Source organism: uncultured Shewanella sp. (assembly GCF_947497935.1).
Lineage (GTDB): Bacteria > Pseudomonadota > Gammaproteobacteria > Enterobacterales > Shewanellaceae > Shewanella.
In genome coordinates, this window is sequence record NZ_CANMIO010000018.1 from 46073 (window position 1) to 58488 (window position 12416).

8 protein-coding genes and 1 other RNA gene are annotated in these 12416 nt (G+C 44.6%); 6 read left to right on the forward strand and 3 right to left on the reverse strand.

All coding sequences use genetic code 11. The features are described 5' to 3' along the window. Positions 1-46: 46 nt before the first annotated feature. On the reverse strand, positions 47-2533 hold the full coding sequence (locus Q1A86_RS17105) for an Ig-like domain-containing protein (protein ID WP_299809166.1): 2487 nt from the start codon (positions 2531-2533) through the stop codon (positions 47-49). Positions 2534-3007: 474 nt separating this feature from the next. On the opposite strand from Q1A86_RS17105, the gene Q1A86_RS17110 reads away from it, so the two are divergent. From Q1A86_RS17110 to Q1A86_RS17135, 6 genes are all read left to right on the forward strand, one after another. Next, complete coding sequence (locus Q1A86_RS17110) at positions 3008-4216, forward strand: NAD(P)/FAD-dependent oxidoreductase (protein WP_299809169.1); 1209 nt, start codon at positions 3008-3010, stop codon at positions 4214-4216. 422 nt (positions 4217-4638) lie between these two features. After that, entirely contained in the window at positions 4639-5643 is a 1005-nt protein-coding gene (locus Q1A86_RS17115; RefSeq protein WP_299809172.1) for an ABC transporter substrate-binding protein, read from the forward strand. Between the two features lie 81 nt (positions 5644-5724). Continuing rightward, positions 5725-6624, forward strand: a complete 900-nt coding sequence (locus Q1A86_RS17120) for a proline/glycine betaine ABC transporter permease (RefSeq protein ID WP_299809175.1) — start codon at positions 5725-5727, stop codon at positions 6622-6624. After that, positions 6617-7882, forward strand: a complete 1266-nt coding sequence (locus Q1A86_RS17125) for a glycine betaine/L-proline ABC transporter ATP-binding protein (RefSeq protein WP_299809178.1) — start codon at positions 6617-6619, stop codon at positions 7880-7882. Before Q1A86_RS17120 ends, Q1A86_RS17125 begins: the two co-directional genes overlap by 8 nt. Continuing rightward, on the forward strand, positions 7882-9147 hold the full coding sequence (locus tag Q1A86_RS17130; protein WP_299809322.1) for a carbohydrate porin: 1266 nt from the start codon (positions 7882-7884) through the stop codon (positions 9145-9147). Before Q1A86_RS17125 ends, Q1A86_RS17130 begins: the two co-directional genes overlap by 1 nt. Positions 9148-9533: 386 nt before the next feature. Next, a complete protein-coding gene (locus tag Q1A86_RS17135; RefSeq protein ID WP_299809181.1) occupies positions 9534-10598 on the forward strand; it encodes a M43 family zinc metalloprotease in 1065 nt (354 codons plus the stop codon). 378 nt (positions 10599-10976) lie between these two features. Here the strand turns inward: Q1A86_RS17135 and rnpB are convergent. Next, positions 10977-11322, reverse strand: an RNA gene (rnpB, locus tag Q1A86_RS17140) — RNase P RNA component class A. Positions 11323-11486: 164 nt separating this feature from the next. Then, entirely contained in the window at positions 11487-12329 is an 843-nt protein-coding gene (gene rsmI, locus Q1A86_RS17145) for a 16S rRNA (cytidine(1402)-2'-O)-methyltransferase (protein ID WP_299809183.1), read from the reverse strand. Positions 12330-12416 lie beyond the last annotated feature (87 nt).

Genomic DNA, 12416 nt, shown 5'->3' on the forward strand with positions numbered 1-12416 from the left:
ATGAATACCCTCGCGATATTAAGTAATACAACAGGCTATCCGGCACTTACTTCAGAACAACAGCACCTTTATTGCTTAGCGGCTTAACTGATAATACTGATTCTTTTTGCTCTATAGCTGCTGGAGCATTTACAGAGAGCAATCCAAGATCAATAGTATTTTGCCACTCTGCTTGCCAATCACTCAAATCGGTAACTTTAATGACGTTGATGCGCGGGTAAAGAAATTGACCAAACTCATCATCTTCAATAACACCATTATTATCGATATCCCAGCCATAAACTGAGTGCTCCAAAACTAAGGCCCGACCTTGGTCATCAACAGAGATAACTTCCCAAGTACGCTGTCTCTCAGCCCAGTCTGATGACTGGTATAAATTGACGTTGCGTCCAGATGTATTCCAAGTCCAGCTATCATCACCCAAGTGAAAATAACCAATGCCATTGCCAAGATCTCCCCAGTCGTATTCAGGAGTGATGCCAGCGACTCCGCGATTCAAGGTGCCATCCGCATTAAATACATAACCCCAGAGGTGCTCAAGCTTAAGTTTGTCTCCGTCCCATTGCTGTTGAATACTGCCATTAATGTACGCCATTTGTGCCTTTGGCAATTCGGTCACCAAATCTTCGATATATTGCTCATAACTACTATCAAACTTAGCTATCTGCCGTGCTAGAACAAGCTCTAACTTGTTGTCTACCCACTTTTCAACCTGAGCTAAGTGGCCTTTGCCTTCTGTTTTTACTGGGGTAAATTTATAAACAACATTACCATTGGTTAGCGATAAAACCCCATCAGTGAGTGAGGCGGTAAATTGCTGCTTGGCATTTCTTGCGGTTGCTGATGAGCCAGAAATCGTAACAAAGTCAGCCATTAGAGCGGTGAAACCCTCTAAATTATGGCTCTGTACTGTAACATCAAGATTCAACACCCAGTCCCCCGCTATATCCGCAAGCGTTTTTCCATCAAAGGCACTTTCTGGCGTGTGTATTAGCGTTTGATTATAATAATACTCACTAGTTACCCGTGGAGTCGGGTTTGTCCAAGTCGTCACTGATGTAGGAAGGATTAACTTGGTATATTCTTCATTTGTAACAACAGCTTGATAACTACTTGGTGTACTTCCTATTAAAGTAGTCCTAGTTCGAGCTGTACCTGACTCAAGCTCAAATACAGCATCAGGGATTAAACCTGCGTCAGCTGCAGCAACCACCTCATCGACTAAAGTTTGCGAAAAACCGTAATTAGTCACTAGCTCATCATACGGGTAAGCGATCATCCAATAAACTTTTGATGAATAATTCTGGTATTCAACATCTAATTTACCGTCTACTACAGACCAGGTAAAGTCGACAGCATCAGAGTCATCATGACTACCAAAGTTTTTATATAACTCACCGGAACCATCGGCATTAAAATTCATTCCTCTGCCTGAGTGTTGATTCCAACCTTGCTTTGCACCGTATAAAGAAAGCATGGTTTTATTTACTATGTCATCAACGCGGAACTGCTCAATCACATTCGCATCTGTTACGGTTTGCTCAATTGCTTCTTCTAAAGCAGCTGAATAGGCTTCTGTTACCTCTCCATTTGCATCAACATGATTATTTGCCACTAAATAAGCTTGAATAGCTGCGCTCGTATCTACTCCGCTGCCTTCTGACACTTCAGCATCTAATAAAGATAATACAGTTTCGCCCTCTGGAATATCGAAATTGGCATTATCAACCAATAACTTGATGAAAGCAGATGTTTGAACCAATTCCTCGGGGGAGACTTCGCTCGCTAACTGGTTAAACTGCTGCTCACTAGTAATTTCACCACTTTCTGCACGGTCCTCTGCTAATAAATAATTAGCGGTAGATACGTGCGTAACATTAGTTAAGTTATTTTCTTCATTGGTTAACTGACGCTCTTCACCCGCTTTGGTTAGCAAAGTACTTGTTTGCCCTGCAACCGTAATTAATTCAACGTTTTCTTGATTCTGATCTGCGCTACCTTTGGCATTAATAAGCACAAGCGCAGACATATCGTTAATAGTGATGGGCAACGAATAATTACCGTTGCTATCGGCCTCAACTTCAAACAAGTCATCGCCAATAGCAATCGAAACCAATGCATTAGCAATAGGTGAATCAGTTACAAGTCCAGATATCGTTAAGGTATGATTGACCGTCACTGCAACTTCTGCACTAGCGGTAAACTCACCATCACTAATTTCATAAGTGAACGAATCGGTCGTTGCTACATTACTCTCAGGAGTGTAGAGGATTTGATTATCGACGATTTCAACAGAGCCACTTTCAGGCTGACTAGTAATTGATGTAATCGTTAATGCATCGCCATCGTTATCACTGTCGTTGGCTAACACATCAAAGGATGTAGCCTCGTTATTTTGAACTAACAAGCTATCTGCAGCTGCTTGTGGAGCACGATTAACAATCGGTTCTGATGTGTCAGAAGATGAGTCGCTGCCACCACAACCAGCAAGAATTGCAGTGGCGAGAAGTGTTAATGAAAAGCGATTTTTCATTTGAAGTCCTTATGATATTTTTAAGATTCCTTTCCTACATTCCCTGCAACATAGGAGCGCGACATCATTCTATTTACAAAAAAACCACAATTCAATGCAAACCCAAAACATCACCACAAAAAAACACAGCCCCAACTTAAACAATAAACTGCTAATATTCAATATACTGCAAATATTAGCCATTACTTAAACAACTGGCATTTTACAGCCAGATATCAGAAACTGAACTCAAAGAGTCTAAATCTCATTTGGCTATTTTTTCTTTTTATAGAAATGATACCAACCACATCATTATTACTTGGCAGTAAAAGTAATTTACCTTTTTAGTCAATTGTTCCAAATACGACGATAACTATAATGAGCGCCATCTAATAGCCCTGCACTCGGTCATACCTTTCGTATCCCCATTCAGTCCCAAGGCTCATTTCAATTTTCAAATTATGTCTGCATCTGTCGATGCATAGAGGAATTATTATGTCTCGTATTGTTATTGTTGGCGGTGGCGCTGCAGGTCTAGAAATCGCCAGTATGCTAGGTCGCAATGTGAATAGCCAAGATGAAGTTATTCTGGTTGAAGGTGAAACTCACCATTACTGGAAGCCACGCTTTCATGAAATCGCTGCCGGCACCTTTGACAGCGATCTCGACACTATCTGCTATTTCAGCCACGGGGCTAAAAATGGTTACATGCATTACCAAGCCTGGATGACAGACGTCAACCGAGCGGCAAAGCAACTCATTGTTCGTAAGCCCAATGGTGAAACGGATACGCTGAATTACGATTACTTAATTATCGCTATCGGTGCCATAAGTAACGACTTTGCCACCCAAGGCGCAAAAGAGCATTGCTTGTTCTTAGATACACCAGAGCAAGCCCGTGATAGCTGGCACCAAATCAGTTCACTGCTACGTTCTGGTCAGAGTCGCACTGTTAATATTGTCGGCGCTGGTGCTACTGGCTTAGAGCTAGCGGCAGAATTGGCAAAAGTCAGCGAAGAGTTAAGCCTTAACCCCTATGCCGCCAAGCTTAATATCAACTTGATTGAAGCGGCTGATAGAGTGCTACCCAACGGCCCTGTGAAGATGTCTGAGCAAGCTTTATTAAGGCTTGAGAAGTATCAAATCAATGTGATGCTTAATACGCGTATTGCCAGTGTTGATGCGGATCGTATGACCACCAGCGACGGCCAAGTGCTTAATGCCGATGTACAGTTTTGGGCTGCAGGCATTAAAGCGCCAGACTGGTTAAAAGAGATTGGCGGATTGCAAAGTAATTCACTTAACCAACTGGTTGTTGAGCAAACGCTGGCGACCACGTTTGATTCATCAATTTTTGCACTCGGTGATTGTGCGGCGATCCCACAAGCCGATGGTAGCCAAGTACCACCAAAAGCGCAGGCCGCTAACCGCGCTGCAGTGCATTTAGCTAAAAATCTTGTGGCCCATTTAAAGGGCAAGCCACTCAAACCATTCGTCTACAACGATGGTGGCATGGTGGTCGCTATCGGCCATAACTTTGCTATTAGCACCATGATGAACGACAGATTGATCTTAAAGGGCCGCTTAGTTCGCCGCCTATACGATACAATTTTCCGGTTACATCAAAAAACCGTTAGTGGTTACTTGGCCATGTCACGTTTGATTATTTTCAAACGACTCAAGTGTTTATTTAAACCCGCTTAACAGCCAAATCACAGCCAAGCACTTTAAGACTAAAAAGCCCGTTTATCTTTCGATAAGCGGGCTTTTTGATATTCATTATACAGACACTTTTACTAGAAACACTAAACCAACCGCCACTGCATTTAATGCCCATAAGCAAATGTTATTAACTGCGTAAGCTTCACCACTTAATTCGACCACTAACCATTTTCGTAAGCAGTTGCACAGAATTGAATCCACCACGCAAAATGACAAAACTGTTAACCAAGTTGCAGCTGTGTTAATTTTAATCACCAGTTAGTTGTTTTGCCTAGCTTTGCACCAAACATCTGCATTCTTGGTGTTAACCATAAGAATCGACGCACAGCCTCTAGTTTGAACTCTAACCATTGTTAGAAGGGCTCGTGCATAAAAGATATCTCATCCTAGAGCACGGAGTGTTTATGAAACATATACTTTTGATTGGTAGCCTACTCCTTAGTAGCTTAACCCATCAAGTGTTTGCCGAAGAGCAGTGCGGCAAGGTCACTATCGCCGATATGAATTGGAGTTCAGCTTCATTAATCGCCAACGTTGACCGCTTTATTTTGGAGCATGGATATGGCTGTGAGGCTGAATTAATTCCAGGCGACACCATGCCTACCAGCACCTCAATGGCTGAAAAAGGTGAACCAGACATCGCACCTGAGATCTGGAGCAACAGCGTTAAGGAGCTTATCGAGCAAGCGGTTAGCGATAAGCGCCTAATTATCGCGGGCAAATCACTCTCTGATGGTGGCGAAGAAGGTTTCTGGGTACCTCAGTATATGGTCGACAAAGACCCTAGCCTGAAAACCATTGCTGGCGTTATCGCTAACGTAAAAGCCTTTAAACATCCTGAAGATCCTGACCGCGGTGCTTTCTATGGTTGTCCTGCGGGCTGGGGCTGCCAACTCTCTGCTGAAAACCTATTTCGGGCACTAAAACTCAGCGATGCAGGCTTTGATCTTATCGATCCGGGTTCCGGCGCGGGTCTGGCTGGGTCAATTGCACGTGCTTACGAACGAGAAAAACCTTGGTTTGGCTACTATTGGGCTCCCACGGCAGTGTTAGGTAAATACCAGATGGTTAAAGTTGATTTCGGTAGCGGCGTCGATGCCGAACATTTTCGTGATTGTACCTCTCAAGCTGAGTGTGCAGAACCTAAAATCACTATGTATCCTGCCGCTCTCGTACAGACAGTTACTACCTCAGAATTCGCTAACCGTTCGGCCTCTGTATTTGAGTATCTTGGTAAACGATCTTTTACCAATGCTCAAATGAATAGCTTGCTCGCTTGGATGGAGGATAACCAGGCTGATGGCACTATCGCCGCCGAACATTTCTTGATCAACAACCAAGATATCTGGCTTGAGTGGGTGCCTGCTGACGTTGCTGCAAAAGTAAACTCAGCAATAGCCGAGTTATAAAGTAACGACTAAAGCGAGGCCAACTAAGCCTCGCTTTTTATTCCCACCTAGATCACCCCTTAACAAACTAGAGAGGTAGCAATGGCTGACTTTTCTTGGCTCAGCGAGTTTCCCAAAATGGATCGCTCTACTTTATTGGCGATCCGTAAATATTTAGACGGTACCTTTCGCGATTTTTCTCGTGAGTATGGCGATGTTATCGAGTCTTTCTTCGATCCACTGCTCGACTTTCTTATCTGGTTTGAAAAGCTACTAGTACAGTCGCCTTGGTGGGCTGTGTTGCTATCAATTACCGCTTTGGTGTTCTTCGCTAGCCGCTCATGGAAATTATCTTTAGGTGTTGTGGTGTCATTTCTGCTGATTGGCTATTTTGGTATGTGGCAAGATACGATGCGCACCCTTAGCATCATTACCGTCTGCACCTTATTAGCCATCGCATTGGGAATACCTATTGGTATCTTAATGTCGCGTAGCAATCGCACCCAAGCTTTTGTCACCCCCATTCTGGATGTGATGCAAACCATGCCAGCCTTCGTCTATTTAATTCCGGTTGTCATGCTACTAGGGATTGGCAAGGTGCCGGGGGTTATCGCCGTCGTGATCTATGCCATTCCACCAGTTATTCGCTTAACCAATTTAGGGATCCGTCTAGTAGATAAAGAGGTGCTAGAGGCTGCGACAGCCTATGGTGCTAATCCGATGCAACGACTGATGGGGGTGCAGTTACCCTTGGCCTCCCCAACCATTATGGCTGGTATTAATCAGACGATTATGATGGCTTTAGGCATGGTGGTTATCGCATCGATGATTGGCGTCAAGGGCTTAGGTCAACCTGTTCTCAAGTCAATCACTAACCAATATTTTACCCTAGGGCTCTTTAACGGTTTAGCCATCGTCGCTCTGGCCATCATTTTTGATCGTGCTTCTCAAGCCTACGCCAAGCGTTCGCAGAAACACATACAGGGTGGACAACATGACTAATGACTCGCAGACACAACCACTGATTCAAATAAGGGATCTGTATAAGGTCTTTGGCAAAAAGCCTGAAAGAGTCATGCCTCTAGTGAGGGACGGTTTATCTAAAGATGAGATCTTAGCCAAAACCGGTCATACCCTTGGTCTTCAAGCCATTAACCTCGACATTAAAAAGGGCGAGATTTTTGTGATTATGGGGTTATCCGGTTCGGGGAAGTCAACTTTGATCCGTCACTTTAATCGACTCATTGACCCAACTGAGGGGAAAATTCTGGTTGAAGGTTTAGATGTGATGAAGCTCAATTCCAAACAACTAGAACAATTTCGCCGCAGCAAAATGGCCATGGTGTTCCAACGCTTTGGATTAATGCCTCACAAAAGCGTACTGGAAAATGTTGCTTATGGCCTGAGCGTGCAGGGCGTTGACAAAGCGACTCGAAATGCCAAAGCGACACAATGGCTAGAAACCGTTGGTTTAGCGGGTTATGAAGCCCAGTACCCTTCTCAGCTTTCAGGCGGTCAGCAACAACGCGTCGGCCTTGCCAGAGCCCTATGCACCGATGCCGAGATCCTATTGATGGATGAGGCCTTTTCCGCGCTCGATCCGCTAATACGCAGCGAGATGCAGGATCAACTGATTGAACTACAAAAAGAACTCCATAAAACCATTATCTTCATTACCCATGATCTCGATGAGGCCCTGCGAATTGGCGACCGAATCGCTATTCTCAAAGACGGCAATCTCGTTCAAGTCGGTGAGCCAGTGGATATCTTACTCAACCCTGCCGACGATTATGTTGAAGCCTTTGTTAAAGACGTCAACCGTCCACGGGCTCTCACCGTAGAAACCGTCATGAAGCCCCCCGCATTTCGCCTCACAGCCGACACGATAGGCGAAGCCTTAAAACAGATGAAGCGCATTCCTGCTAACTATGCCTATTACGTTACCGATGAAGGATTTCAGGGCGTGGTGTGCCAAGAGGCACTTGAAGATGCCGTGAAAGCCGATGAAGCAGCGCTGATGGAGGACTTCAAGGTCGAGGAGCTCACTCCAATATCACAAGATGCCCTACTTGAAAGCATTATTCCTGCAACGATGGGATCGGATTACCCCCTACCCGTTGTCGATGCGGAGGGCGATCTTCAAGGCGAGCTTTCAAGGACTCACTTGGCTGGTGTGCTATCCGATTTTTACAGCGATGACGCCAGCAATACAGATAACGCAGACTTACAAAAATCAAATTTAACGAATAAGGATAAATGATGATTCGCTACACACTGACAGCTTCATGTATCGCCCTTGCACTATCCGCTAATGTATATGCAACTCCAATAGATGAAGAGCTTAAGGCGCTCAAGGCCCGTATCGAGCAACTTGAATCACAACAGCAACAGACCAAAGAACAGCAAGAGAAAGATCTTCAAGAGCAAAAATCGCAAGCCAAAGAGCAAGAGGCAGCGGAAAGCTCATTAAAGTTTGGCGGCGCCGTGCGAGTTAATTACTCCTATGAAGACTTCGATGACGATAATGCAGACCGCGGTGGTGACTTTGATTTCGACCTGTTTCGTATCGATGTATCAGGCAATTACCAAGACCTGATTTTTTCGGCTCAATACCGCTGGTTTGAATATATGAATGTCATTCAACACGCATGGATTGGTTACAACTTTGACGAGCAACAACAAGCTAAGATTGGTGTGACTCAAGTGCCGTTTGGTATCTTAACTTACGCATCAAATAACTACTTCTTCAGCTCAAACTTCTACCTTGGCCTTGAAGACGACCATGATATGGGCCTGAACTACACCTATAAAAGCGCTGACAATCAATTTGATTTCGCCTTCTACAAAAACGATGAGCAAGGCGGCCTAGACGGTTTTGTCTCAGACCGTACCGACCGTTACGCTTATGATGTGGTGGGTATTCGTTTGGACGGGGAGGACGCTTACGATGCACCTAGCGCGGGATACGCCGCAGGTGAAGTGAACACCTTTAATGCCCGTTATGCGCATAATTTTGTATTTAGTGATGTGGAGGTTGAGTTAGGGGCCTCAATCCAGGCGGGTCAATTAGAAATAGAAAATGGTACCAATGGCGATAATGTTGCGGCCGCTATTCATGGCGTTGTTAACTATGACCGCTGGAACGTCAAGCTACAGATGACCGATTACAAGTACGACGTTGACGGCATGGATGTGGATCGCATCGTTGTGGCCGCCTATCATTTCTATGACTCTATTCCAGCAGAAGCCACAACTTACATTGCCAACCTCGCTTATAATCTGCCCGTTGATATCGGCCCTATCTCAAGCCTCACCTTCTATAACGACTACTCGTTAGTCACCGATAAGCCTGCGGCTATGGAAGACACCTTTATGAACGTAACCGGTATGGCAGTTTCTGCCGGTGGACTCTATACCTATTTTGATTTTGTTGTGGCAGAAAACCAACCCTTTATCGGCGGCACTATGGTGGGCGACGGCGGCACCAACACACGTTTTAATATTAACTTTGGCTACTATTTCTAAGCGCCAAACGATATAAGCTGAAGTAAACATCACAGCGAACAAAAGCCTGCCTGTTATAGGACAAGCAGGCTTGTATGTTCCCCCTGTAATATGTAAATACAATAAGTATGAAAATCAACAGTATTAGCTAATTGAGCGACAGCTTCATGATAACTAGTCGCACTTTTATCCAGCATAAGCCAATTCGATTTTTAACGCTCAACGCCACTCTTTACATTTATTTTACATTTGGCATTTACTAAACTCACGCATAAGTTATATTGTATACAGAATATTTTATCTGTTATAGCTCAAGCTGATAATGCTGTTATTCGATTCAAGCTTGCACATCAAGCTGCATTTTGTGCAATAAATTCACAATGAAATCAAATAATAAGAGTAAAAAAATGACTAATATTTTGAAATTAACGGTATGTGCCGCACTGGTAGCCACTTCATCATTTGCTGTAGCAAAGCAACCCGAATTCAGCCAGCATCACTGTAAGGCGGCTGAAACTAATGCCCAGCATTATCGTAACTTCCCAAGTGCTTTGCTCGAAGCTCAGGAGCGCCATGCCAACATAGGCAAAGTTCGTCAATCGAGAGCACAAGCGGGTGACGATACTTCCAATACATCACAATCTCCCTATGCAATGGTTAATGAAGTCACAGCTGACTACATCATTCCAGTGGTGTTTCATGTTTATGGCACAGTCCATAACGGTGATACCGTCAATGATGCGGTGATTATCGACGCATTAAATAAGACTAATGAAGACTTTCAAGGAAGAACCGCTGACTTTGCCGATATAGATCCTGAATTCCAATCAATAAAAGACTCACTAGGTATAGAGTTCCGTTTAGCCAGCATCGACCCTAACGGTAACCCAACCTCAGGGATTATTTATCACCCTGAATCATCGGGTGCGGGTAACTACTCAAGCTCAGATGTTAAGCGAGATCATTGGGATAACTACCGCTATATGAATGTGTACATTCAAAATGATCTCTATGCCGATGGCGTAACCAATAACTCTGGCGTTGCTTGGTACCCTGATACTGGAATGTCTGACGATGGCCTTGCTCGCGTTGCATACAACGGCGCTTATCTTGGAACAAATACAGATGAAAACTTTCGCTCAGTGCTAACCCATGAATTCGGCCACTTTCTCGATCTCATCCATACTTTTGAGGGTGGCTGTAAACGTGGTGCAGAAAGGCGCTGTTCAAGAACAGGAGATGAAACATGCGATACGCCACAACAAAATAGCTGGCAGATGAACCCTGGTGATGGCGGGATCCTTAACTGTATGGGTCAAACGATTAACTGGCAAAACTTTATGGCCTATTCAGATCAGTATGCTAATTACACCCAGCAACAAGTGGATCGCATGATTAATGGCTTAAGCAGCCCTTCAAGAGAGACCTTGTGGTCAGCATCAAACCTAGCTGCTACTGGCGTTGCTAATTAACCGTATTAGCTAACAATTATCGTTAATTTCGTCCGTTTATTAAAAGATAAACGGACGAAATTAAACAGCCTGATGAACGGAATTAGGCTATACGTGCGAAATACAAAAGTAATTTTGTGAGACTTAATGATATTACTGCCGCAAACAATCGATCAGCTTAACGAGCTACTGTAAGCATTGTAATTATTTAAGGTAATTGACGTTTTCATCTGACAAATAACGAAAAACGCATCCCTTTTGATATGCCGGCTTTTGTTAGAATCGGTAACATTGATGCTCGATAGGCCGCTGTGATTTGGTTAAAGCTAAAGTCGGCTGCTTTTCATTTGACAGAAAACAAAAAGCCCCCAACATTTCTGTTGAGGGCTTTTCTTTGATAGGTTGAGTTGGCCGATAAGCCGGGTCCTGTCGTGGACAGTTATTCATCTAGGCCTGCAATCGCTCACAGGCTCAAGCGACCTACCCGGTCCCAACGCGAGCAGCGCCATACGGGACCCTATTTGGTCTTGCTTCGGGTAGAGTTTACCTTGCTACGAACTATTACTAGCCGCACGGTGCGCTCTTACCGCACCCTTTCACCCTTACCAATCCGAAGATTGGCGGTCTCCTCTCTGCTGCACTTGTCGTCGGTTCACACCGCCCAGGCGTTACCTGGTACCCTGCTCTTTGAAGCCCGGACTTTCCTCCCCGTTCTTACGAACGCGGCAACTGTCTAGCCAACTCGGCGCGGATTATAGCTAAGCTCAAGCAACAAACCAAGGACTTTCACTAATCAACTTAACCTAACGCTCAACTATTAGAGAGCTATCTATAAATACAGCCAATAAATACAGAGACGTCATATAGAGACTATTAAATAAAAAGTGCTAAGTCGTACAACTGAAAAACTTACAGTCCGATCGATAAACCATGCTTATAAAGTGCATTCTTTTTAATGTCGTAAATCTGTCCCGCAACCGCCGCCGCTTTCTTCAGTGGCAGCTCCTCACACAGTAATTTAAGCGTATTGATCACCGTTGGTGAAAACTCTGACTCTTCATCGCTACGGTGGCCGTGACACATCAACACGATTTCGCCGCGCTGCTGGTTAGGATCATCTTTAACGGTTTGCAGCACTTCAGCCACTGGACCCGAAAGGAAGGTCTCGAAGGTCTTAGTCACTTCACGCGCCATAACGATTTCGCGCTCTTCACCTAGTGCAGCCACGATTGACTCTAAGCTATGCACGATACGATGCGGTGATTCGTAAAAGATTAAGGTACGAGGATCATCTTTCAATGCCATTAATTTATCTAATCTCGCCTTCTCTTTTGATGGCAAGAAGCCTTCAAATGAGAAACGATCCGATGGTAAACCCGATGCAGATAAAGCCGTAATCGCCGCACAGGGTCCTGGCAATGGGATCACATTGAAGCCCGCTTCGCGTACTTGTTTGACTAAGTGATAACCCGGATCTGAGATAAGCGGCGTTCCCGCATCTGAAATCAAAGCAACGGCTTCGCCATTACCCAACTTTTGAATAATCCACTGGGCTCTGTCACGCTCGTTATGATCATGCAGCGCCGTTTTACGGGTCTCGATGCCGAAATGACTGAGCAACTTGCCGCTGTGGCGAGTGTCTTCACAGGCGATAAGAGATACCTGATTCAGCACCTCTAGCGCACGGCTACTGATGTCTCCTAAATTCCCAATTGGTGTGGGAACAATGTAAAGCGCGACCGACAGGTCCATATCTACCTCTGTATTGAGTGTTGGCAAGAGTTTCTAACAATACTTTCGCCAAGGGGAAGAGCAGGTTAAACTATTAGCAGCATCTTA